The sequence below is a fragment of the Paenibacillus sp. LPE1-1-1.1 genome (genome assembly GCF_040676435.1).
Taxonomy (GTDB): Bacteria; Bacillota; Bacilli; order Paenibacillales; family Paenibacillaceae; genus Pristimantibacillus.
The window spans coordinates 41,016-63,053 of record NZ_JBEGHY010000001.1; the positions used below are offsets into that span (position 1 = coordinate 41,016).

The following is a 22,038-nucleotide window of genomic DNA, read 5'->3' on the forward strand; positions in this document are numbered from 1 at the left end:
GTTATCTTTCCCCTTTAGTAAATACGGATAACAGTTCTGCAATCGCTTTTTCCTTATCAACCTCTAAGCAGAAATCGACGGGACGGCCAACGACCGAGCGTACTCGTCGATCCGTGACGATCATACCCGCTGTATAACCGTTTCCGCAATCGATTACCGCATTCATCGTTTCCACTTGCACGATCGACGGGTTAACCGCAACGATTACAGCCAAAGGATCATGCATGGGACATTCCCCTTCAAAATGGTTGGAAAAGGCATAAAAATCAAAATAACGCTCTAAAGCCGCGTCTAAGAAGTCATATATTTCGCGTTTGTCTGCGTTGATCTCGCGAGATAAATACAGCATATGCTCCTTCGTTAGACGAGTTTGCTGCGTGACATCTAATCCCACTATCGTTATAGGAAGCTCAGACTCAAAAACAAATGCCGCAGCCTCCGGATCCCCATACAAATTGGCCTCGCTCACGGGCGTAATATTGCCAGGCACAAATACCGCGCCGCCCATAATGACAACTTTTTTAAATTTAGTCACAATGGCCGGATCCAGCTGCAACGCCAGCGCCAGATTAGTCAATCTTCCCACGGTTACTAAAATAAGCTCGCCCGGCGCCTCGTTTACCTTCCGAACAATGAATTCCGCGGCAGATTCTATTACCGGTTGATTAGGTGAAGCCGGCAGCACCACATCGCCAATCCCGTTATGGCCATGAATATGGGGAACTGCTCCTGGAAACACCCGGCTAAGCGGTCCTGCTGCTCCCATTGCTACGGGTACCTCATACCCGCAATTCGCAACTTGAATGACACGAAGCGTATTCTCAGTAGCTTGTACGACATCCGTATTTCCGAAACCGGTCGTAATGCCTTCCACCTTGATCTGCGGCGAGAGCAGCGCGTATAGAATCGCTAAAGCATCATCGATGCCAGTATCTACGTCCAGCAGCATTCTATTTAGGTTTGACATGTCATGATACCTCCCTTTGCTATCGTTTATTGTAAACGAACAAAGGAAGAAAAACCAAGGACAAACCAAAAGATTGTGCTTTCTTGCGAGAATGAAGCCTTATTTTGTGACCGCTAACCAAAATAGAAGCTTATATAAATCATAATGAGCAAACCGATGATGAAAGAATACGTGGCTGACCGCTCGTAGCCATGACCGTGGGTTTCGGGGATAAGCTCCTTATATACGATGAATAGCATGGCTCCGGATGCAAAAGCTAACCCATAGCCTATGAGTCCAGCCACATAGCTTGCGGCAAAATAACCTACGATCGCAGATACGACCTCCATTAGTCCGGTCAACGTAACGATAAGCATGAGTTTCAGTTTGCTTACCCTAGAATGAATGAGGAAAATGGCCAATACGAGTCCTTCCGGCATATTCTGCGCACCGATAGCGATAGCTACCATGGGACCAAGACCGCCATTCGCGCTGGCATAACTAAATCCCGTGCTCAAGCCTTCCGGAATATTGTGTATGAACAATGCGAAAATAACGAGCAGCGACTTGCTGTCGAAGGATGAAATTCCCCGCTTTTGCTCGATGTCGATATGGGGAATGTTTTTCTCCAACAAATCAAGCGCGATAACTCCGATAAGCAAACCAACGGTTAAAGGAAAGATTCCTGATTCTTTCAAAGCTTGCGGCAGCAAGCCGAATGTCGAAGCAGAAACCATAATACCGGCTGTAAAGGCGATAAGCACGTCCTTCCATTTTTCGGAAAGGCTTTTCACAAAAAGCAGCGGTACAGCTCCAATCACGGTTGCCATTGCCGAGATAAAACTACCTATGAGTGCTTCTATCATGATGACTCTCCTGACTGGGCAGAGCACGACCCCAATGCCTCTTCCTTATATTATGCGATTCCATTTCAATCCATCCATTAAGCGGGTGCCGGCGTCTCCTCGGCTAATCGCTTTAACTGTTCATTGCGATGCGCTAGAAATTGCGTCATATATCGCTTTAAAACAAGACGTTCTACCGCCCGGCCCAATACGCCAAGCGGCGCTTCAAAGCGCAGCAAATCCGTCATAAGCGTTCCTTCGCCTTGCTTCTCGAACAGATGAACATGCCTTAAGCTCTTGAAGGCGCCTTTTTGCGTTTCATCCACAAATAAGTATGGGGCGTTATACTCGGTTATTTTTGAAGTCAGCCGCTGCCTGATCCCGAAATGCGTCGCTTCAAACGTAACAAGCTCTCCTTCGTTAATACGGCCTGTCGTCACTCCTGCTATTGCTTTCTCGCGGGTATGCTTCCACACTGTCCTAGTATGTACGTTGATATCGCTGGCCAAATCGAAACAAACCTCGATCGGTGCCTTAATCCATATTGCTGTTCTTACTTCGACCATTTCGTTCACCGCTCTTTTCTGCCTTTACCTTATTAAGGTTTGTTACGCCAATCCTTCTTTTACTAGATTCATGAAGTAGTCTTGATGCTCCGGAAGACACGCTATCAAATACGGCTGTTCATTTATCCCGGTAAAGGGATTTCCTTCGTAATCAAAGACTATTCCTCCTGCTTCCTTCACCATTAGAATACCGGAGTATAGATCTTCGCCTTCCGAATTGTATACGATGATTGCATCCAAATCTCCTCTGGCAAGCATCGTCCATTGCAAGGTCGGCGCCCAAAGCCGCATCATTCGTTTCGTATTCACGTCTATGTAATGTCTAAGCTTTACCGCCCGCTGTTCGTTCTGAACGGCATGTCCTTGTATCCAGCCGACTCGCGCTTTACTAAACGCTTTGGCCCGGTTCATTTGCACGGGAACCGCATTGCAGAGGGTGCCCTCGCCAAGGCTTGACACATATAACCGGTCGATGATCGGCTCATAAATCACAGCCAAGACGGGATCGCCCCTATAAGCAAGCGTAATCGAAATACCGAATAGCGGCATGCCGACCGCAAAATTATTCGTTCCGTCAAGCGGGTCCACCAGCCACAACCAGTCGCTCGAAAGATCATTTTCGCCAAATTCTTCAGATCGTATCCTGTGGTCTGGAAATACGCGCCTGATTTTATTCAAAATAATGCTCTCAGCCAAATGATCCACTTCGGTTACGATATCCCCGTGCTCATCTTTTTCCTCATAGGCATAAAGCGTTCCGAACCTTTCCCTGGCCAGCTTTCCCGCTTCATAAGCTGCAGAAATAGCTGTCTCCCTAGCCGTATTTATGATCGTTTGGTTCATCATACATGCCTCCTTCCAACAAGGTTTTACCAGTTTTTACGGGCTGATAAATTCAGTCACGATTTAACGCTATAAAAATGAAGACGATTTCCGAACGGGTCGGTGAGCTTAACTTGATTCCATTCCTCATCAAAGCCGGGTCTCGCGAATTTGAAGGTTTTGCTTAACAAATGCTGCTGAAGCGCCCTAGCATCTTCAACCTCGATCCTAACGGCGGAGCCGGGCGTGCAATCTCCGTAATGCTCAGACAAATGAATCAAGCAGTCTCCATTTGAAATCTGCATATAAAGAGGCATATCCGGCTCGAAACGATGCTCCCAGTCACAAGTAAACTCCAAAAAATCCAAATAAAATTCGCGCGCCTTCGCTTCATCAAAGATACGGAGAATCGGAACGGTACGCTTCATTGCGGTTATCATCGAATCGCACATCCTTTGCCTGTAATTGATCTTCCATGATTATACATGGGTTTGTCGTCATAGAGAAGGCAGAAAACAGGAAAAAGGACTGCAGCCTGCAGCGTAAATTGCCAGCAGGTACAGTCCTTTCAACCAAACGGTATCGATTATTTCACAATGCTTTCCAATACGTCATCAATAACTTGCGAGTAAGCAATCGTACCCGCGTACAGCCAGCTTGATGTGCTAGGGTATTCATAAAGCTTGCCGTTTTTGACGGCAGGAATGTTCTGCCAGATCGGATCGCTTAATGCTTGCGAATCGGCATCCGTTCCGCTGTTGATCAGGAACAGATGATCAGCATCGAGCTCAGCCAGCTTTTCAAGAGGAATCGCATTCCAGTTGCCTGTGCCTGCCGCAGAAATTTCTTTTACAACCTCAGGAACGGCCAAACCAAGTTGATTATAAAGCAAATCTCCGCTTGAAAGTTTCTCGCTTACGATATAAAAGCTGCCTTGTACGAACCATAGTGCCGCCGCCGACTCTCCTGCCGCAGCGCCTTGGATTTTTTCTTTCGCATCCTTCGCTTTCACGTCGTAAGCATCCAATGCTTTTTGCGCTTCTTCGCTCTTGCCGACAACCTCGCCGACTTTGAGCAATGCAGCACGCCAGTCCGCCGTAAGTTTATCGCCAATGGTGAATGTCGGAGCGATTTTAGAATATTGAGCGAACTTGTCGCCCTCAACGTTGCTGTCATATGCCATAAGGATAAGATCAGGATCAAAGCTTGTAACTGCTTCAAAAGGAAGGTCATAACCGATCGTAGGAACATCGGCAAGCGAATCTTTTAAGTAATCTTGAATACCGTTCGGAACGGACCATTGCGCAACGGGTTTAATGCCCAAAGCAACAAGATGATCCTCTAAGTATGAGGCAATGATACGCTGCGGATTGGCAGGAACCGTTACTTCGTTTCCAAGCGCATCCGTTAACGTTCTTTCTGTCGTCGCTTCCGTTGCTGCAGGCGCATTGGTTGCCGCATGGTTTGCTGCTTCATTTTTATTATTGCTTCCGCAAGCCGCGAGCCAAAGCGACATGACTATCAAACTCATTAATACCAATACAAACTTCTTGTTGCGTTTAATCACTGTACTTCCCCCTGTAGGACAATTATATTGGCTTGAAGCGAAACGGCCACCTCAAAAGTCACCTAATGATAACAATTATCATTTTCATTGTCAACTGGGATCCAACCTCTGATCCAAAAAAAGAAACCGCCGCTCCTTTACTTAGAAGCAACGATTTCTATTCTTACCGCACTCTAGGAATCAGGTAACATTTATCGGTTTGCGTAAACCCGATGCGCGGATAATATTCGACAGCTGTAGGGGCAGATAGCAGAACGAGCGATACCTCGGGTCCTAACGTTTTCTTTAACCGCTCGACCAGCTGCTTCCCTATGCCGAGCCTCTGATAATCTTGGTTAACTGCAAGATCAGATAGATAACAGCAATAGACAAAATCGGTTACCGCTCGGGCTATGCCGACTAGCTGTTCACCGTCCCAAGCGCTGACCAGCATATCAGCATTCTCAATCATTTTTTGCAATCGTTCCAAATCTTGATAAGGCCTTTTGATGCCGGAGCTGGCAAAAACCTGCGAGAGCTCCGCTGCGGATATCATTTTATCCGTGTGATAGATTATCATTTTAAAGTGCTCATCCTTTCCCTATGCGGTTTCTGCCTGCCCATATATGGGCGACATGGTGGCTGCCATGCCAGGCGTAATTGCCTAAATTATAATCCAGTGGATAGGTCTCCTTAGATTCAGGGTGATAAAAGGATTTCTTAAAATCGGATTCCGACAGTCCCTTTAGCAAAATGACCCATCTCTTGTGCAATTGCTCGATGAGCGTTAAAGAAAGTTCAATATCCGCTTGAACAGAATCATGCAGTTCTGCCCAACGATCCTCATAATAGGGTCTAATCGTAGGGGTTTCTTCGGTTAATGCGAGCTTAAATCGAATATAGCTGTTCATATGGCTGTCCGCTATATGGTGGACGACCTGCTTTATTTTCCAGCCGCCGGCACGGTATGGCGTGTCTAACTCTAACTCGGTGAGCCCTTCAAGGCTTGCGCGCAGCCGCTCTGGCAGCTTTGCAATCTCCTCAATCCAAATCTCCCGCTGAAACGCCGGGATTTCGCCTGTCCAATTAAATTTGCCTATCGGATATTTTTCATCCATCGTAATCATTCCTTCTTCATCTGTAATCAAACAAAATCGCTCAAGGTTGTTTTGCACATTGCGGTTCATGATCAGGATGCTTTGCCCGGCTAAAAGAACATACCGTTCATATAATGCCATAACTTCGGCTAGCAGTGACGCATCTTGATCCAGATCCGATACCGCCGCACACCGCCATATACCATCGGATTGCATAAAACAAGCAGCAGCCCACTGCTCCAATTCCTTGCAAAATTGTGCAAGCTCCTTCAATTCAAAGACCATCAAGCCTTTAACCAGTGCCGGCCAAGCTTTGAGCTCACCAATAAAATAAGAAGAAAACCAATAAAATTCACCGACTGAATTTGTATGATTATGAAATGCATAAAAAAGGTATAACGCTTTCTGATGCTCATTCAGCTGGCTGTATGCATCCGCTTTTACGGAAGGATCTCTTCCTTTGACCCCCTCCAATATGGACTTTACGCATAACCATGACAGCTGCTTGCTGTTCAAATCTTGCTTCGTTAATAATATCCGCATACCTTCATCCTCTCATAGTAAGAACAACAGCTCGTTCAATTTCGAAATCGTATGCAGCGGCTTCGCCATCAGGTTTTCTCGCCAAGGCTGGTTCACCTTCATCCAAATCGCGGATAAACCTGCCTGATAAGCGCCTTCAATATCATTTGCCGGATGGTCACCTATGTAAATACATTGAGCGGGCTGTAATGATAGAGCGTTTGTGGCAGCTTCAAAAATTCGCCTATCCGGTTTTTTATAACCCGCTTCCTCTGAGACAATAATGAAATCAAAGGAAGCTCTCAATCCCAGGCGATCGATTTTTCCGTATTGGATCTCTTTTCTTCCGTTCGTAATAAGCGCGGTTTTATATTTGCTTTGAATATGTTTGATGACATCCCAGGCATGTTCCATTAACTTGGCATTTTTCACATAATGATCGTTGTAATATTGCATTAATTCCGAAAGCGCCGGCTTGCTCGCCCATGGCAGTTCCGCAAGCAGTTCTTCAAACAGTTCCCGCTTATCCTTATAGCCGTCTTGATCCAGCTCAATGATCCGCTCTAGCAGCAGCTGACGGGATTCCAAATGATCAAAATAATGTTGAAGAAAGGAAATTGCGAAAGCTTTGAACGTGCCCGAACGATCTAGAAGAGTGTTATCCAGATCAAATATGACCGCTTTAATGTCCGTCATTGTCCTATCACTCCAATCATTTTCATCATCATACAACTAAAAAAGATTACCGGATAGTCTTCTTACATTTCCTTATCGATGGCATAAAGGGCAATTGCTCTTTGCAGTCCGGCAAAAAGTTCCTCGCTTTCCCAAATAACCTTAAACCCGCTCATTAGCGCTGCCCCTAGCTCGTCCTCTAAAGGCATCTGAAGCCACTCTTCTCCCGTGACGCCGTAATCGGCCTCCATTCCGCTTGCATAGACAACTTTAATGGAAGAAAGCAGTCCGTATTCCTCCTGAGAGGCTTGCTCTATCGGTTCAAATGGAAGCTGGAGAATAGCCTCCAACGTTTTCTTCTTTTTGGGAGTGATGATCAGAAAGCTCAGATTTGAATCTTCTTCGTTCTCATCGTCAGCGCAAGGGCCGACCAACGCGATTCCTTCAATATGCGATTGCTCCCCCGCCCAATTCACAAAGTCGTACATCAGCTTATAATGATCCGGTCTCATTGCTTTCGTTCCCCCATATACCAGCTTGGTATCGTATTTTTGAAGCTGCTGCCCTTAAGTACCTTGATCGGTCATAAAAAAACTAGCCAACAAATTGTTAGCTAGCTGCCGGGCTCATGGAGATTACGGGATTAAGACCCGTTACATCTGTTTCTGCTTGCTGTATGCAACCACTTCTTCATACGATAAATGACCGCCGAAAATATCAAGCGCGCTGCCAATCGTAATATCCAGCTTACCGTTCGACAGCTCATCAAATTGATCCATATCCGCAATCGATCTGGCTCCGCCGGCATACGTTGCCGGTATACTTACCCAGTCCGCCAACGCGCTGACGAGACTTTGCTGAATGCCGCGCTGCTTGCCCTCGACATCCACGGCATGAACTAGAAATTCATTGCAATATTGTTCAAGGAATTGAATATTTTCTTTGTTCACTTCAAAGTCGCTGAACTGTTTCCATTGATTCGTGACGACGAACCATTTGCCATCTTTCTCCTTGCAGCTAAGATCGATAACTAACCGATCCTTTCCGGCCTCCGATACGATTTTGGCAAGATGGTCTTCATTTAATAATCCATCCTTGAAAATATAAGAAGTCACGATGATATGCGATGCGCCTTTCTCCAAATAAAAGGCAGCATTGTCCGCCGTGATGCCTCCGCCGATTTGCAAGCCGCCCGGATAATGTGCAAGAGCGGATACCGCAGCCGCTTCATTGCCGCCGCCGAGCATAATCACATGGCCGCCAGTCAACGCATCCTTTTTAAAGAGCTCCGCATAGTAAGCAGAATTCTTCTTCGATACAAAATTTTCTATGATTTCAGTATTGAGCGTTTCACCGACAATTTGTTTCACTTTCCCGTCATGCAAATCGATACAGGGTCTAAACTTCAACGTCATTCCTCTATTCTTTAATTTCTATGTGTTTACATTCTCTTTAGAAAAATAACCTAAAGGTCTATGTAAATCAACCCTATCCTGAAAATCTTGCATTTTCAAGATATCTTCGACTCACGCTTCCAGCTTTGGAGGCATACTTATCTAGATAGAGCGCCCTAACCGTATCGTCGGTTTCAAGGCTTGAGGAAACCTCGCTATGAACAATCTCGCGAAGCTTATCCTGCCTATACAAACAATGATGGTCGAAGCAATTGGCCTCATCCAGCATATAAGGCAAGGTTATCGGGATATTGGACACGATGCCGGCATTGTCAGCGTTCATAATCCAATCGATTTGTTTCCAATCTAATATGCCTTCATCCGTTTTTCTCGGTGTCGGGTATACAAAGTCAGGCGGAACCTCAGCGATATAAGCATACATGCCGCCGTAATCAAAATCATCGCCTTTCCAAGTAACCAAACCTTTAAAGTGCAGCTCATATGATTGTATTCCCGTTTCCTCTTCCAGCTCACGGATCATGGCCGCCCGCGGCGTCTCTGAAGGATCCAGCTTACCGCCTACCCCGTTCCAGCAGCCCATCCAGCTTGCTCTCTCCCGATTGAGCAGCAATATTTCTTCACCGCGCTTAATAAAACAAATATTGTATTTCAGCATCTCGATAAATCTCCCCATTCTTCTTGGAAATATTTTATCACATTTCGGCTTTGGTTGAGTAGGCTTCTGCGGAGGATAAAAATGAACAGAAAAAAAGACAAAGAAAATGAATTCTTTGTCTTTCGTTCCATTTTAAAAATCGAAGTTATCGGGATCCGGACCTACCCGGGTATTTTCATTCAACCCGCTGATCTGTTCCATATGCTCGCTGGAAAGCTCGAAATCAAATATATCCGCATTGGAAGCGATTCTGGCTTCCTTGGTTGATTTCGGGATCGTTACCACGCCGTTTTGCAAATCCCAACGCAGAATGATTTGAGCAGCTGTTTTATGATAGCTTGCCGCGATTTCAAGAAGGAGCGGGTTTTTGAGAAGCTGCCCTTGCATTAACGGCGACCAAGCCTCTAACTGGATGCCATGCTGATTGCAGTAGCTTCTTAGCTCCGTCTGCGTCAAACGGGGATGATATTCCACCTGATTGACCATAGGCTTGATTTTGGCGGCTGCCATTAAAGTGTCTAGATGATGCGTTTGAAAATTGCTTACGCCAATTGCTTTTACCCTGCCTTGCTCGTACAAGGCTTCTAAAGCACGCCATGCCTCTTGGAATTTCCCTTCCACTGGCCAGTGGATGAGATACAAATCCAGGTAATCCAGACCGAGCTTATTTAGACTTGTTTCATAAGCCGCAAGGGTCGATTCATAGCCTAAATCAGCATTCCACACCTTAGAAGTAACAAATAGTTCCGATCTTTCGATTCCTGCCTGCCGCAAGCCCAGCGCTATGCCCCGCCCAACGCCGGCTTCATTGCCATAGATGGCCGCGGTATCGATGCTTCTATATCCGTGCTTGATGGCGGCAGCTACCGCGTTTTCAAGCTCTGCTCCCTCTTCGACTTTAAATACGCCGAGTCCAAACCACGGCATGGCTGCTCCGTTATGCAATGTCGTCGTTGCTTGTAAATGTTTCATTATATAAAAACCTCCCAATTATGATATTACTTCTGTTGTGTTGTCTTTTTGCTCAAGCTTCATGCTCGAGCCGGTCAGGATAACGGCCGCTATTACCATAATGCCTCCAAACCATGAGGTGTGAATGAGACCCATCGAGTCCGTTACGACGCCTCCCAAATAAGCGCCAATTGCAATCCCTGCGTTAAATGCTGCAATATTGATCGCAGATGCAACGTCAACGCCACCGGGCATGATCCGTTCGGCAAGCATAACTACGTACACCTGCAGCCCTGCCACATTCATGAAATGGAACAGCCCCATTGCCACGATCGTAAGCAATGCCGCTATTTTAAACGGAGCAGTAAAGGTCAGCAAGAATAGAATAACGGCTTGTATGATAAACATATAAAATAACGCTTTTAACGGCTTTCGGTTAGCAAGCTTTCCTCCTATCACATTGCCTATCGCGATAGCGATGCCATAGAGAAGCAAGATCACGGTAACATGTTTCTCCTGAAATCCGGTTATTTCCTGAAGCAAAGGGGTTAAATAAGTAAAGACTGCAAATGTGCCGCCATAACCTAATGCGGTAATGATAAAGATAAGCAGCAATCGTCCATTCGTAAACAGTTTGAACTGTTCACCAAGGGTAGTAGGCGTTCCTTTTCGCAAATCGGACGGAACAAGAATGCTGTTTGCAACAAAAGCAACAATTCCGACGATTACGATTGCGACAAAGGCTGCCCTCCAGCCAAGCTGCTGCCCGATAAACGTTCCAATCGGAACCCCCGTTATCGTGGCAACGGTAAGACCCGTAAACATGATGGCGATGGCGCTCGCCCTTCGGTTCGGGGGAACGACGTCTGCAGCGATCGTTGATCCGATCGACATAAACACGCCATGCGAGAGAGCAGATATGATTCTCGCAATTAGCAGAAGCTCAACGGAAGAAGAAGCTGCTGCGAGCGTATTGCCGATAATAAAAATGACCATGATCCAAAGCAACAACGCTTTACGCGGTATTCTAGTCGTTAAGGATGTAAGAATAGGAGCTCCGAAAGTAACGCCCAGCGCATATAACGTAACGGTCAAACCTGCCGTCGTAACCGATATATTCAAATCCTCTGAAATAAGCGGCAGCAGTCCGACGCTAATGAATTCCGTCGTTCCGATAGCGAATGCGCTGACCGCGAGAGCCAGAAGAGCTAAAGTGCTTCTTTTTTTCTCTATTGTCATAAAGTTTCTCCCCAATCCCATTCCTTTTATCTAATCTAATGTGTAGCATTGATCGGCCGATGAATGTTATTATCGTTTATGCGAAAGAAAATGAACAGTACGTACTTAAAAGTACTATAGGTACTTAAAAGTACCTATAAATTTCGGTAAGGGAGAATGGCTTTTGATAAAAAAGAAATATAATGTTCCGGTAGAAGCGACGCTTGAAGTCATCGGAGGCAAATGGAAATGCATTATCCTCTGCCATTTGACGCACGGCAAGAAGCGCACAAGCGAGCTGAAGCGCCTGCTTCCGGAAATCACCCAGAAGATGCTGACGCAGCAACTTCGAGAGCTTGAGGACGCAAGCATTATCGAACGTATCGTCTATAACCAAGTCCCTCCAAAGGTTGAATACCAGCTCACCGATTACGGACAAAGCTTAAAAAGTATTTTGGACGCGCTCTCTGCATGGGGAGAAAATCATATTGTTAGAGTGTTCGGAGACAAACATGATGTCTTGGAAGAGAACATCTTTAATAAATAAAAAAAGACTTTCCAGCAGCCCATTCGGCTGGCAGGAAAGTCTTTTTTTGATCATCCGTCGTTTTCTACGGTTCATAGGTAAAGCCTGGGTATTTGACGACTGGCCGTTTTTCTTTGTGAAGCGCATCAAGCAGCTCGGGCCCGACATTCACATTCCGCTGAACCAATTCCCTTGGGGTTAAGGCCAGCCATTGATTTAAAGACACATCCACGAATCGGTCGCTTTTGAACATCTCCAAAAACCACAGCGAATCATCGCCAGTATTTTGAATGTAATGACCATTGGCAAAAGGAACGTAACCTACGTCGCCTGCCCGGTAATTAAAGGTGCGGGCAATCCCGTTACCTGCAAATACCGTCATTCTCCCCTGTCCGGCCAAATAGTACTGCCACTCATCATTATTCGGATGCCAATGAAGCTCTCTCATACCTCCGGGCTCCACCTCAACCAAAGCTGCTGCAATCGTCTTCGAAATCGGAAAGTTGGAGGAATCCACAATACGCACGCTGCCTCCCGGCGTCCGAATCGGAGGTTGCGCTAACAAGCGGTGCGTAAAGCTAAGCGGGATCGTACCGTAAGGCGATTGGACCTTCTGACTCTCCAGAGAGCCAGGAACATGATCCTGATAAATATATACTTGCTCTTTAGGAATGTGATCGAACGCGCTCTCCGGTACGCCGAAGTTGGCTGATAGCACTTCCTTTGGCGTATGGGCGAACCAATCCGATAACGATAACGTATTTAGGTCGGAGAAGCTGCCGTCATCGAAAACGAGCAGAAATTCACATCCGTTTTCCAGCCCTTGAATCGAATGGGGAATGCCTGGCGGAAAATACCAAAGATCCCCTTCTCCAATGTCGGCTATAAAATTTCGGCCTGCTTGGTCTACGGATGTAATTCGTGCGCTGCCAAGAAGCATGTAAGCCCATTCCGCCTGCTGATGCCAGTGCAATTCCCGTACGCCGCCAGCCGTTAAGCTCATGTTGACTGCCGCGATCGTCGTTGATATCGGGAAATCGCGAACAGTAATTTCGCGCGACCAGCCGCCTTGATTCAACTGCATATGCGTATCCGAAAACGAGAATTTCAAATTGGGAAGCAGGCCTGCATCTGTAACGGGCGGTATGAACATATCGGGATTTTCAATGTCGCGCATGATATCACGGGGACCACGGTCCACATTTCCCGCTCCGTCGCTTTTCCTTATTGGCTGAGGGATTCGGGCATTCCAATCTTGTTCATCCCGCGATTGGTCTTTCATAATCCGCCTCCTCACCCTTTATTATGTAAACCGATGCATTCACGACCTATAAAGCTTATGATAAGAAAAGGCGGAATATTCGATTACAGGTTACCCGCTGATCATGTCCAGCCTAAGGATCTGCAACAAATAAGTTCGTATTAACGTTAGGATTATTGATAGATGTCAGGTATGCGAAACTCCGATCAAGGGGATATTGCATCCAGGGAGGAATTTTCGATGATCAAACAAGCAGTCTCCATCCTTGCGCTGTTGATGATTTGTTCCGGCTGCAGCCAGAATAACGCAGCTAATCATATAACGCCTTCACCAATCCCAAGCCCCGGCGCAAGTCCTGCTGCGCAGCCTACAATCCATCCGACCGTCGCCCCAACCCTTGCGCCGACCGAAGCGGCAGACCCGCTCAAGGAGCAAATAGCCAGCATGACGTTAGATGAAAAGATAGGCCAGCTGGTGCTCGTAGGCATGGAAGGCACAACGGTGCAGGCGCAAGCGGGCGAGATGATCGATAAGTACCATGTTAGCGGATTTATCTTATATAAAGATAATATTACGGACGCTGCGCAAACCGTTAAACTGTTGAATCAATTAAAGAAAAAAAATGCAGGCAGCCAAACACCGCTTTGGCTAAGCATCGATCAAGAAGGCGGAAAAGTCAGCCGAATGCCTTCGGAATTCACAAAAATCCCCCCTGCAGCCGAGGTTGGACGCGCGGACCGCATCGCGTACACCCGTAAGATCGGCGAGGCACTAGGCGCAGAGGTTAGCGCACTCGGCTTTAATATGGATTTTGCGCCGGTACTGGATATTAACAGCAATCCAAATAATCCCGTTATCGGCAATCGTTCCTTTGGCGCCAATCCCGAGACGGTCAGTATGCATGGCATCGAAACGATGAAAGCGATCCAATCCAAGCAAGTTGCAGCCGTCGTTAAGCATTTTCCTGGCCATGGGGATACGTCGGTAGACTCTCATTTAGAACTGCCTGTCGTTAACAAATCCTTGGCTGAGCTGGAAGCATTTGAATTGCTTCCATTCGTTGAAGCCATCAAGCAGGATGCGGATGCCATCATGATCGCACATTTGTTAATTCCGAAAATCGATAAAAACAATCCGGCCTCGCTCTCCAAAACGATGATCACGGATATTTTGCGCGTGGACCTGGGTTATGATGGGGTCGTCATAACGGATGATATGACCATGGGCGGCATTACCGGACATTTCGACGTGGGAGAAGCGGCTGTCCGTTCCATTCAAGCCGGCAGTGATATGATTCTGGTCGGCCACGATTATCAAACGCAGGTTTCAGTACTCAAAGCGTTGAAGCTTAGCGCGCGTGACGGACTCATTACGAAGGATATGCTGGATCAAAGCGTTTACCGTATTCTCAGCTTAAAAGAAAAATACAAGCTGCAGGATACATCGGTTGCATCCGTTGACGTGAAGGCCGTCAACCGTCAAATCAATGCCGCGCTGCAAGCCAAATAAACGAAAAAGGCTCAGATCCACACACAGGATCTGAGCCTTTTACTTCTATTAACCCTACAAACCGAGAATATGGTAGCCGGCATCCACGTGAAGCACTTCTCCCGTTATGCCTCTGGATAAGCTGCTCAGCAAAAACATCGTTGCGTCGCCAACTTCCTCCTGGTCAATATTGCGGCGAAGCGGAGCTCTTTCTTCTATCGTGGACATAATGTCATTAAAGCCGGAAACGCCTTTAGCGGCAAGCGTGCGAATTGGACCGGCAGAAACGGCATTTACGCGAATGCCGTATTTGCCAAGGTCTTCGGCCAAGTACATCACGCTGGCTTCGAGAGCGGCTTTCGCTACGCCCATTACGTTATAGTTTTTCACGACCCGCTCCGCCCCGATGTAGGTTTGGGTTACGATGCTGCCGCCTTCGGTCATCAGCTTCTTCGCTTCGCGGGCAACAGCGACCAAGGAATAAGAGCTTGAGTTCTGCGCCAGCAAATAACCTTCTCTCGTCGTGTCAACGTATTCTCCCTGAAGCTCATCCTTATCGGCAAAAGCAACGGAATGAACCACGCCGTGAATGACGCCCGTGTTTTTTTGTATTTCTTCAAAGGCCGCCGTTATGCTGTAATCATCGAGCACATCGCAGGATACCTTTTGCAGCGCATCAATTTGATGCTGCTCAAGCAGCTTGTTCAGCTTATCCAACGATCTTTCTTTGCGGTAGGTGAAAATAAGCTTAGCCCCTTGATTATGCAGCGACTTCGCAACTCCCCATGCAATGCTGCGGTCATTGGCGACACCCATAATCACGATTACTTTGTTGTTCATTAAGTTAGACATGCTGTTCCTCCTAGTTGTTCTTCCCTGCTTAAAATCGTATATGTTTAACCTGCGTTAGAACGCGGTCATACGCTTTCTTGATTTTGCTTCTGTGATCCGGCAGCAAGCTGAGCTTTGACATTGCCGCAATCTGCTCTGCGATCTCGCTGACCGATGAATGCTCCGTGTCTACATGATGCCCGAATCGGGCATCCGCGAGCCCGCTCACGCATCTTGCCATTTGCTGCTCCGCCCAACAATTTGGACGCTCGCCTCTGCCCCGAAGCCTTTTCTTTATCGTGGCTTCAGAAGCGCATAGCGCATAATGATGAACGTCTGCCCCGCTATCTCGGAGGCGTCCTACAATTTCATCAAAAAAAGGAGGATCTACGAGCGTCATCGGCACAATAATGATACCATCATAGTCCTCGTCCAGATGCTTCAGCATCGCATAATTCATGTCTCGCCACATGGGATATTGTTGAAAGTCGCTTTTATGCGTCGAGGATGGCGTATTCTTCCTGATAAAATAACCCGCGTTTTCCGGATCGTAAAGGTAAGAATGTTCCAATCTTCTATGCAATTCATGCGCTGTCTGCGTCTTACCCGCCCCAAAGGCGCCATTAATCCAAATGATCACGAGCAACACCCCAATATGTAACAGCTATCACTGTTCTATACTAACGATTACCTTCGCGATATTCAACTTCAAATTAAAAATCGGCAGTCTGTTATTCAAGCTGCTGCTGTCTGATGTAGATGATGTAATCCGTCGCTGCAGGCTCAAAGCCCGCTTCCCTTAGCTGCGAAGCGATTTGACCGCGATGATAGCTGCCATGCAGTGAAACATGGGTCAAAATATCGCTTAGCACCGTCGAAAACGGCGTTCCCTGACTATTTTTATACGAGATAACAGCAGCAAAATCAGCTTCGCCAAGTCGATGAAACAACGCTTGATATCCTTTTTTATTTTGTTCTGCCAAATGCTCACATTCCTCTAAGGAAAAGGTTGGCCATATGGAAATATTGGAAGCATCCTCTCCGTTTATGCGCGTAAGCCACACCTTCTCCGCCGAAAGAATATGGCAAAGCAAGCTTAAAGGCTTTGCTAACGGTAACGGTTGCCCGCTCTTTTGAAGGGCTTCAATGACTTGTTCGTTTGCCCACGCGATATGATTCCAGCTTTGGATATAATGGTTTTTTAGCGCCGATTGTGCAGATGAATCATTATTCGGAGTATTAAAATCCACCGTAACTCCCCCATTCCTATTATTGTTCACCCGATTTACTTTTCATTTTCCTGACTACGTACGTCAAGCAGTCGCTTTTCAACAAAATAGCCCGTTCGTTCCTAACGATTGAAAATGCCAGAGGTTTTACGTGCGTGTCCAATACCTCCCAGCCTGAATAGGCCTCTCGCAGCAATTGTTCAGCCGCCGCTGTATCCAGGTTTATCTCGACGAGCGGAAGCAAGCTTTCCCCGCTTTGCTGATCAAGCTCTACAATGTTCGTATTCAATATGATACAGTTTATACCCTTTGCTTTCGTACCTCTGTTCATTTGACCCAAAACTTTCATAAATTCTGTTTCCGATCTTACATGCTCAAGCGAGGAAACAGCGACGATATAATCAAACTCCTTCCACGGAATCGCATAATCTCCAATATCGCATGCAACCGGCTTTAACCACTCGCTTACGCCATGCTGCCTGCCGTAGGAGCTGAGCTTGAGCAATGCCGATTCCAACAGATCGACGCAAACCACTTGGCCATTTCTATGATGCTCTTGGATTGCCTTCGCAATCGGAATGCTGTTTCTCCCGACTCCGCAGCCTAAGTCCAGCACGGAAAGAGGTTCGGCACCATCGAATAAAGCAAGCAAATTTAAAACGGTTTTCACTGGCTTATGCAGCCATGAGCCTTCTTCGAATAATCGGTTTTGCTCATAACAGGCTTCATGATACTTTTTCTCTTCTTCCCGGATATAACGGATCCTGTCGCTCATGCCTACAACTCCCATCAGCAGTTATAGCTTTTTCTCATAACAAACACTGCTTTCACAATCCACATAAGGACCGAATCGATCGATCAATCCGTATCCATGCTTCCTATAAAAGTTTAATGCCTCGGGCTGTCCTTCCCCCGCTTCCAGCTTTATGCTGCGAAAATCCATTCGTCTCGCCCTGTCTTCCAGCTCCCATAAGATCAGTTTCGCTATCCCTTTATTCCGGTAAGCTTCTTCCACGAAAAACCGTTTCAGCTCGCAGGCTGTTCCATCAATCGGCTTAATAGCCCCGCATCCGACTGGCGTTCCGTTTACATAAGCAACGATGAATAAGATATCGTTAACCTTGGCATCCGAGAAATCAATGCCGAATATTTCCTCTGCCGGGTAGCGCTGAAGCAAATCCATATCGAGTTGACGGATCAGCTGCCGTAAGTCTTCATTTTCAGGCGAAACAACGGTCAGCTCGACTTTTCCCATCACGGCTGCACCTCCATATTCAAGTTTTGTCCGGTCAATCCGGCGCGGCGCAAAATAACCTAACTTAATAATCCGAAGCCAGCAGCTCTTTAATCACTTCTATATTTTTACCCGCACGCTGATTCAGAGACCTTTTATCCTTTAGTCCCAAGGATTGCAAGTCATGGCCCGGATCGGCAATCAATGGCTTTGACATAATGTCATCCAAGATTTGGGCAGCGGTTTTATACGCTCTATGAAGCAGTTCGGTTTCTGCTTTGCTCTTGACCAGCTTTATGATTTCAATAATATGCTCGGCGTACATAAGCTTTACAATGCTGTCCGAGGACATAACATGCCGGGAGGCGAATGCGATGATTCGTTCTAAAATATGGCTGTCCGGATGGTTTTTTGCGACCAAGAGCAGTTGAATTACTGCATCCCAGTTTCGAATGGAAAGCCCGTTTACGTTCATTTCGATTAATTCCGCATACCAAGCGGCTTCTTGTTCCTTCGTTATCTCGTAAGTCTTGTACTCTTCGTAATTTCCTTCGCGATGCATTTGAAAATAATTGCCGTAATGGTCGGTAAATATTTGTTTTGCCCGCGCGGCTTGCTGTGTCATCCCGTCACCTCCTTATATGGTTTAGCCAATTGCTTGTTCAAAGCGGATGCACAACTCTTCAATCTCATCGCGCCGAGCCAGCTGCTGAAGCCAGTTTTCGGGAATAGCATCCAAGCCGTAGCAGATACCTGCCAAGCCGCCGGTAACCGCCCCTGTCGTATCCGTATCCTCGCCCAAATTCACAGACCGAAGGACGGCTTCGGCGTAGCTGCCTGTGGTCAGCAAACTCCAGATACTTGCTTCCAGCGTGTGTACGACATATCCGGAAGACTGCACATCCTCCTGCTTTAGAAGCGACAAATCACCTTCAAGCACGCGCTCAAAGCATTTCTTATGTTCAGGGCGTGATTCCTTGAATAGCTCCGCAGCCGTCTCTCTCATTTTCCGCATGCTTGTCTCCGGATCTAAGCCGTCAATCAAATGAATCGCAAGCTCTAGGTAGATGACGCATGCCATTATTGAGATCTGATGCGCATGCGTGATCGCGGAAACCTTGGAAACGACAGCAAGCCGATCCTCGGGGGTTTCTTCCTTCAATACGTAAGCGAGCGGCAGTATACGCATTAACGAACCGTTTCCGTTGTCTTGCAGCTGTGTTCCGCCTGCCAGGTCAGGTCGGATGCACATTTGTTTGTACCTTCCGATTGCGGCCGCGGTTGCGATTCCGACATCAAAGGTCTCGCCATGCGGCGTCCAATAGCCATGCTCCAGCCACTTAACAAACCTTTCCGCAAGATCATAAAGATCGATTTGAGGAAAAGCTGCTGCGCTTTCCATTAGGCAAAAGACGAGCGAGCTGTCATCAGACCATGTTCCTGCCGGCTGCGAATGTGTGCCATAGCCGACCATATCCGTTAAAGGTTTTTTCTGTAAAGCTTGACGTGACAGAAATTCGACGGGAACGCCTAGCGCGTCGCCGACGCATAGCCCCAAAATGCCATCGCGTAATTTCATCATGTCTGCATCACCTCCATGATTATCCGGAATATCACAATAATTCCTTTCAGTATAGCAACATTGCTTTTATTTCGAAACTATCTTGCACGCAGCTAACAAAAAAGACTCCACGTCCAATATCTGACGTGAAGCCTCTATAATCGTAACAAGCATTTTATTGATTCCTATACTTCCAAGCCCAAGGCCCTTAATTCTTCTTCATACCTTCTGATCAGCGAATCCTTCTCGCTGCCCGTTAAAAATGCCGCGCGGACGCCATTCATGATCACGTGGGCCACCTCGGTCATCGAAAGTCCAAGATGCTCCATCAGCAGCTCGTATTCCTTCTGGATCGTCGTGTCCGAGACCGTCATATTATCCGTGTTTACCGTAACGGCAATTCCTTGCTCTAAGTATCGGCGAAGAGGATAGGCGTCCCAGCTTGGAACAGCCTTTGTCTGCAAATTGCTTAGCGGACACATCTCAAGCGGAATTTGGCGCTCTTTGACAAGTGAAACGACTTCGGGGTCTTCCAGCATCCGTACGCCATGTCCGATTCTCACGGCGCCCAAGCTTGTGATGGCGACTCTTACATTTTCCGCGCCGGCCGCCTCGCCCGCATGAATCGTCACTGGCATTCCGTGCTGACGGACATCCGCGAACAGCTGCTGGAACAGCTCCGCCGGAAAAGAAGCCTCGTCCCCAGCCAAATCGACGGCAACGACCCCTTTTTTATAAAATCGCGCTGCTTCTAGCACAACGTCCTTATTCAAATCATAGGAATGATTCCTCATACAGATGATGATCGCTCTCGCCGTCATTCCAAAAGCTTGCTCCCCGCGCTGCAGCCCGTGAATAACATGATCGATTACTTCATAAAGGGTTAATCCTTCCATGCGATGGAGCTGTGGCGCGAAGCGCACCTCGATATAATGAATGCGCTGCATGGCAGCCTGCTCAACAACCTCGAATGCTGCTCTCTCCAGCGCTGCTCCGGTTTGCAAATAAGGCAGTACATAACTAAACTTGCTCAAATATTCCGTCAAGCTCTCACAGTGCTCGCTTACTTGCATATGATTGAGCAGCTCCTCATGCGAGCTGACCGATAATGGATTTCCTTGCTCGTTAGCAAGCTCTCGCAATGTTTCCGGCTTTATGCTCCCGTCTAGATGCACATGCAAATCGACCTTTGGCAGCTGCGACAATAACGTCCTTACAGCTGCCGATTGTTCATTTATTAACGTCATCGCCAAATCCCCTTTCGGTATATTCATTCACCTTCGTTACCGCTCATATACATCCCGAAGCGGGATCTAGCTCCCGCGATACGTACTGTACCCTCCGGGAGCTACTAATAAAGGCACATGATAGTGCTTACTTGCATCCTGAATCCGGAATCGAATCGGAATGAAATCAAATATACTATCTGAGATAGCAGATAGATGCTCCATACGGCCAAAATATTCGCCAGCAGCAAAAATAAGCTCGTAAACCCCCGGCTGTATCTCATCCCCTGCCAGAAGAGGCTGATCTATTCTCCCGTCTGCATTCGTTTTATACGCCCCAATGAGACTGGGAGACTGCTCCGCTCCCGCTGCCACGCCCAAATACCACAGCTCTAGCGATATTCCCGCAACGGGTTTTCCGCCTGCTAGATCCAGTACATGCGTCGTTATCCGGCCGCTCATGACGGCTCTCCCCCCTCCTCCAAATCAGCCTTCGTCAGAGTGAAGCCTTGGAAGCCATATGGCGGACGAGGCTCCGTGTATACGCCTGCAGCCGTCGCGTTTTCCGGCTCGACGACCGTCTCCCAGGTACGGTTATTCGATTCGAAACGAACCTCAGCCAGCTGCGGAAAGGTTTTTAAAATGCTGAGTCCGATTTGATAGATTAAATATTGAATAGACGGCGAATTTTCGGAATGGAACTGCGTATGGGCCAGATCATGAATCTGCTCGGAAGGAACATAGCGGCTGCGGGAGCAGTCGGATGCATCCTCAGCTTCCTCATAAGTCCAATAGATATCAAGGAATATAAACAAAGGGCGGTCGAAGCTCTCGGGCAAGGTGGTATATTCATCGCGTACGAAGCCGTAAAACGAGCTTCCGCTTACCTTAATGAGCTGAATATGCGACAATGCGCACTCTTGCTCCGCGAGCGAGATCCCGCCGCCTGTGCGTATCCATTTTTGCGATGCGCTGGCATGCTCATTATGCGAACGGCGAAATACGAGCGGGCTGTCGCTCCAGCCGCTTCCTTCGGCTACCGTAACCGGGCTGAACGGGAGGCGGTCCGCTTTAATTTCAATGGCATCAATATGCGGATAACGCTCCAGAAACCGTTCGCTGATGAACGCGATGAGTCCCTCTGTCGTGCTACCGCCAAATTGTGCCGTTTGGCGCAAAATGAAATTTTTCATCGAGTCCGTTGCTACGACCTGCGAATTGTCCCCTTCGGTGAACGAGGTTAGCAGAACTTCGCTGCTGACCGAGAAAGTTATGTTATGGGCAAAAATAATGTTGCTGTCACCCGTAAACGGCGATTGGGGTATCGCTTGGACAACGAGCGGGGCGGCGTAGGTCCGGTAGCTCAGCACATCCCCTTTTCCATAATAAAGCGTGCGGCCGCTGCGTAATTTTAGCATAATCCT

The 22,038-nt window shown here is 47.3% G+C and carries 27 protein-coding genes; 2 read left to right on the forward strand and 25 right to left on the reverse strand.

The genetic code is table 11. The features are described 5' to 3' along the window. Position 1: 1 nt before the first annotated feature. The 14 genes from MRBLPE1_RS00235 to MRBLPE1_RS00300 form a co-directional block, all read right to left on the reverse strand. A complete protein-coding gene (locus MRBLPE1_RS00235; protein ID WP_364140044.1) occupies positions 2 to 967 on the reverse strand; it encodes a nucleoside hydrolase in 966 nt (321 codons plus the stop codon). A 113-nt stretch (positions 968 to 1,080) separates the two neighbouring features. Next, complete coding sequence (locus MRBLPE1_RS00240; RefSeq protein ID WP_364140047.1) at positions 1,081 to 1,812, reverse strand: ZIP family metal transporter; 732 nt, start codon at positions 1,810 to 1,812, stop codon at positions 1,081 to 1,083. A gap of 77 nt (positions 1,813 to 1,889) precedes the next feature. Beyond that, entirely contained in the window at positions 1,890 to 2,357 is a 468-nt protein-coding gene (locus MRBLPE1_RS00245) for an SRPBCC family protein (protein ID WP_364140050.1), read from the reverse strand. A gap of 42 nt (positions 2,358 to 2,399) precedes the next feature. Then, positions 2,400 to 3,200, reverse strand: a complete 801-nt coding sequence (locus MRBLPE1_RS00250) for an inositol monophosphatase family protein (protein WP_364140053.1) — start codon at positions 3,198 to 3,200, stop codon at positions 2,400 to 2,402. A gap of 56 nt (positions 3,201 to 3,256) precedes the next feature. Further along, positions 3,257 to 3,619: a glyoxalase superfamily protein gene (locus MRBLPE1_RS00255; RefSeq protein ID WP_364140056.1), complete on the reverse strand. Its 363-nt coding sequence runs from the start codon at positions 3,617 to 3,619 to the stop codon at positions 3,257 to 3,259. Positions 3,620 to 3,765: 146 nt separating this feature from the next. Continuing rightward, positions 3,766 to 4,746 carry an ABC transporter substrate-binding protein gene (locus MRBLPE1_RS00260; RefSeq protein ID WP_364140059.1) on the reverse strand — a complete coding sequence of 327 codons (981 nt, stop codon included), beginning with the start codon at positions 4,744 to 4,746 and terminating at the stop codon, positions 3,766 to 3,768. Positions 4,747 to 4,909: 163 nt separating this feature from the next. Then, on the reverse strand, positions 4,910 to 5,305 hold the full coding sequence (locus MRBLPE1_RS00265) for a GNAT family N-acetyltransferase (RefSeq protein ID WP_364140062.1): 396 nt from the start codon (positions 5,303 to 5,305) through the stop codon (positions 4,910 to 4,912). A gap of 10 nt (positions 5,306 to 5,315) precedes the next feature. Next, positions 5,316 to 5,843 carry a YfiT family bacillithiol transferase gene (locus MRBLPE1_RS33120; RefSeq protein ID WP_414698839.1) on the reverse strand — a complete coding sequence of 176 codons (528 nt, stop codon included), beginning with the start codon at positions 5,841 to 5,843 and terminating at the stop codon, positions 5,316 to 5,318. A gap of 534 nt (positions 5,844 to 6,377) precedes the next feature. Then, positions 6,378 to 7,040, reverse strand: a complete 663-nt coding sequence (locus MRBLPE1_RS00275) for an HAD family hydrolase (RefSeq protein ID WP_364140068.1) — start codon at positions 7,038 to 7,040, stop codon at positions 6,378 to 6,380. A gap of 62 nt (positions 7,041 to 7,102) precedes the next feature. After that, positions 7,103 to 7,531 carry a hypothetical protein gene (locus MRBLPE1_RS00280; protein ID WP_364140071.1) on the reverse strand — a complete coding sequence of 143 codons (429 nt, stop codon included), beginning with the start codon at positions 7,529 to 7,531 and terminating at the stop codon, positions 7,103 to 7,105. 141 nt (positions 7,532 to 7,672) lie between these two features. Continuing rightward, complete coding sequence (gene hisA / locus MRBLPE1_RS00285; protein WP_364140074.1) at positions 7,673 to 8,428, reverse strand: phosphoribosylformimino-5-aminoimidazole carboxamide ribotide isomerase; 756 nt, start codon at positions 8,426 to 8,428, stop codon at positions 7,673 to 7,675. Between the two features lie 79 nt (positions 8,429 to 8,507). Continuing rightward, entirely contained in the window at positions 8,508 to 9,089 is a 582-nt protein-coding gene (locus tag MRBLPE1_RS00290) for an NUDIX hydrolase (protein ID WP_364140077.1), read from the reverse strand. Between the two features lie 132 nt (positions 9,090 to 9,221). Further along, a complete protein-coding gene (locus MRBLPE1_RS00295; protein WP_364140080.1) occupies positions 9,222 to 10,061 on the reverse strand; it encodes an aldo/keto reductase in 840 nt (279 codons plus the stop codon). Between the two features lie 18 nt (positions 10,062 to 10,079). Further along, complete coding sequence (locus MRBLPE1_RS00300) at positions 10,080 to 11,279, reverse strand: MFS transporter (protein WP_364140082.1); 1,200 nt, start codon at positions 11,277 to 11,279, stop codon at positions 10,080 to 10,082. Between the two features lie 163 nt (positions 11,280 to 11,442). On the opposite strand from MRBLPE1_RS00300, the gene MRBLPE1_RS00305 reads away from it, so the two are divergent. Then, positions 11,443 to 11,805, forward strand: coding sequence for a winged helix-turn-helix transcriptional regulator (locus tag MRBLPE1_RS00305; RefSeq protein ID WP_364140085.1), 363 nt, complete (start codon positions 11,443 to 11,445; stop codon positions 11,803 to 11,805). A gap of 64 nt (positions 11,806 to 11,869) precedes the next feature. Here the strand turns inward: MRBLPE1_RS00305 and MRBLPE1_RS00310 are convergent, their stop codons facing one another. Continuing rightward, positions 11,870 to 13,066, reverse strand: coding sequence for an oxalate decarboxylase family bicupin (locus MRBLPE1_RS00310; protein ID WP_364140088.1), 1,197 nt, complete (start codon positions 13,064 to 13,066; stop codon positions 11,870 to 11,872). Between the two features lie 219 nt (positions 13,067 to 13,285). On the opposite strand from MRBLPE1_RS00310, the gene nagZ reads away from it, so the two are divergent. Next, on the forward strand, positions 13,286 to 14,554 hold the full coding sequence (gene nagZ / locus MRBLPE1_RS00315; RefSeq protein ID WP_364140091.1) for a beta-N-acetylhexosaminidase: 1,269 nt from the start codon (positions 13,286 to 13,288) through the stop codon (positions 14,552 to 14,554). 54 nt (positions 14,555 to 14,608) lie between these two features. Here nagZ and fabI read toward each other — a convergent pair whose 3' ends face one another. From fabI to pucL, 10 genes are all read right to left on the reverse strand, one after another. Continuing rightward, positions 14,609 to 15,385 carry an enoyl-ACP reductase FabI gene (gene fabI, locus MRBLPE1_RS00320; RefSeq protein WP_364140094.1) on the reverse strand — a complete coding sequence of 259 codons (777 nt, stop codon included), beginning with the start codon at positions 15,383 to 15,385 and terminating at the stop codon, positions 14,609 to 14,611. Between the two features lie 28 nt (positions 15,386 to 15,413). Next, positions 15,414 to 16,004, reverse strand: coding sequence for an AAA family ATPase (locus MRBLPE1_RS00325; RefSeq protein ID WP_364140097.1), 591 nt, complete (start codon positions 16,002 to 16,004; stop codon positions 15,414 to 15,416). A gap of 91 nt (positions 16,005 to 16,095) precedes the next feature. Beyond that, a complete protein-coding gene (locus MRBLPE1_RS00330; protein ID WP_364140100.1) occupies positions 16,096 to 16,614 on the reverse strand; it encodes a DinB family protein in 519 nt (172 codons plus the stop codon). Between the two features lie 19 nt (positions 16,615 to 16,633). Continuing rightward, positions 16,634 to 17,368 (reverse strand): class I SAM-dependent methyltransferase, encoded by a 735-nt coding sequence (locus tag MRBLPE1_RS00335; RefSeq protein WP_364140102.1) that lies wholly within the window; start codon positions 17,366 to 17,368, stop codon positions 16,634 to 16,636. A gap of 21 nt (positions 17,369 to 17,389) precedes the next feature. Further along, on the reverse strand, positions 17,390 to 17,848 hold the full coding sequence (locus tag MRBLPE1_RS00340) for a GNAT family N-acetyltransferase (RefSeq protein ID WP_364144392.1): 459 nt from the start codon (positions 17,846 to 17,848) through the stop codon (positions 17,390 to 17,392). A 64-nt stretch (positions 17,849 to 17,912) separates the two neighbouring features. Further along, entirely contained in the window at positions 17,913 to 18,452 is a 540-nt protein-coding gene (locus tag MRBLPE1_RS00345; RefSeq protein WP_364140105.1) for a hypothetical protein, read from the reverse strand. A 21-nt stretch (positions 18,453 to 18,473) separates the two neighbouring features. After that, the gene (locus MRBLPE1_RS00350) at positions 18,474 to 19,409 is read right to left on the reverse strand and encodes an ADP-ribosylglycohydrolase family protein (protein ID WP_364140107.1); all 936 of its coding nucleotides are present in this window, start codon (positions 19,407 to 19,409) and stop codon (positions 18,474 to 18,476) included. Positions 19,410 to 19,573: 164 nt separating this feature from the next. Further along, positions 19,574 to 20,635 carry an adenosine deaminase gene (gene add, locus MRBLPE1_RS00355; RefSeq protein WP_364140110.1) on the reverse strand — a complete coding sequence of 354 codons (1,062 nt, stop codon included), beginning with the start codon at positions 20,633 to 20,635 and terminating at the stop codon, positions 19,574 to 19,576. A gap of 66 nt (positions 20,636 to 20,701) precedes the next feature. Then, on the reverse strand, positions 20,702 to 21,076 hold the full coding sequence (gene uraH, locus MRBLPE1_RS00360) for a hydroxyisourate hydrolase (protein ID WP_364140113.1): 375 nt from the start codon (positions 21,074 to 21,076) through the stop codon (positions 20,702 to 20,704). Then, positions 21,073 to 22,032 carry a factor-independent urate hydroxylase gene (gene pucL / locus MRBLPE1_RS00365; RefSeq protein ID WP_364140115.1) on the reverse strand — a complete coding sequence of 320 codons (960 nt, stop codon included), beginning with the start codon at positions 22,030 to 22,032 and terminating at the stop codon, positions 21,073 to 21,075. The genes uraH and pucL overlap by 4 nt, the downstream gene beginning before the upstream one ends. Positions 22,033 to 22,038 lie beyond the last annotated feature (6 nt).

Coding starts and splice junctions, on each gene's coding strand:
- MRBLPE1_RS00235 (WP_364140044.1), bottom strand. CDS start 967: ATGTCAAACCTAAATAGAATGCTGCTGGACGTAGATACTGGCATCGAT.
- MRBLPE1_RS00300 (WP_364140082.1), bottom strand. CDS start 11,279: ATGACAATAGAGAAAAAAAGAAGCACTTTAGCTCTTCTGGCTCTCGCG.
- MRBLPE1_RS00350 (WP_364140107.1), bottom strand. CDS start 19,409: ATGATGAAATTACGCGATGGCATTTTGGGGCTATGCGTCGGCGACGCG.
- MRBLPE1_RS00290 (WP_364140077.1), bottom strand. CDS start 9,089: ATGCTGAAATACAATATTTGTTTTATTAAGCGCGGTGAAGAAATATTG.
- nagZ (WP_364140091.1), top strand. CDS start 13,286: ATGATCAAACAAGCAGTCTCCATCCTTGCGCTGTTGATGATTTGTTCC.
- uraH (WP_364140113.1), bottom strand. CDS start 21,076: ATGAGCGGCCGGATAACGACGCATGTACTGGATCTAGCAGGCGGAAAA.
- pucL (WP_364140115.1), bottom strand. CDS start 22,032: ATGCTAAAATTACGCAGCGGCCGCACGCTTTATTATGGAAAAGGGGAT.
- MRBLPE1_RS00240 (WP_364140047.1), bottom strand. CDS start 1,812: ATGATAGAAGCACTCATAGGTAGTTTTATCTCGGCAATGGCAACCGTG.
- MRBLPE1_RS00265 (WP_364140062.1), bottom strand. CDS start 5,305: ATGATAATCTATCACACGGATAAAATGATATCCGCAGCGGAGCTCTCG.
- MRBLPE1_RS33120 (WP_414698839.1), bottom strand. CDS start 5,843: ATGGATGAAAAATATCCGATAGGCAAATTTAATTGGACAGGCGAAATC.
- fabI (WP_364140094.1), bottom strand. CDS start 15,385: ATGTCTAACTTAATGAACAACAAAGTAATCGTGATTATGGGTGTCGCC.
- MRBLPE1_RS00295 (WP_364140080.1), bottom strand. CDS start 10,061: ATGAAACATTTACAAGCAACGACGACATTGCATAACGGAGCAGCCATG.
- MRBLPE1_RS00340 (WP_364144392.1), bottom strand. CDS start 17,848: ATGGGAAAAGTCGAGCTGACCGTTGTTTCGCCTGAAAATGAAGACTTA.
- MRBLPE1_RS00245 (WP_364140050.1), bottom strand. CDS start 2,357: ATGGTCGAAGTAAGAACAGCAATATGGATTAAGGCACCGATCGAGGTT.
- MRBLPE1_RS00275 (WP_364140068.1), bottom strand. CDS start 7,040: ATGACGGACATTAAAGCGGTCATATTTGATCTGGATAACACTCTTCTA.
- MRBLPE1_RS00280 (WP_364140071.1), bottom strand. CDS start 7,531: ATGAGACCGGATCATTATAAGCTGATGTACGACTTTGTGAATTGGGCG.
- MRBLPE1_RS00250 (WP_364140053.1), bottom strand. CDS start 3,200: ATGAACCAAACGATCATAAATACGGCTAGGGAGACAGCTATTTCTGCA.
- MRBLPE1_RS00255 (WP_364140056.1), bottom strand. CDS start 3,619: ATGATAACCGCAATGAAGCGTACCGTTCCGATTCTCCGTATCTTTGAT.
- MRBLPE1_RS00345 (WP_364140105.1), bottom strand. CDS start 18,452: ATGACACAGCAAGCCGCGCGGGCAAAACAAATATTTACCGACCATTAC.
- MRBLPE1_RS00335 (WP_364140102.1), bottom strand. CDS start 17,368: ATGAGCGACAGGATCCGTTATATCCGGGAAGAAGAGAAAAAGTATCAT.
- add (WP_364140110.1), bottom strand. CDS start 20,635: ATGACGTTAATAAATGAACAATCGGCAGCTGTAAGGACGTTATTGTCG.
- MRBLPE1_RS00310 (WP_364140088.1), bottom strand. CDS start 13,066: ATGAAAGACCAATCGCGGGATGAACAAGATTGGAATGCCCGAATCCCT.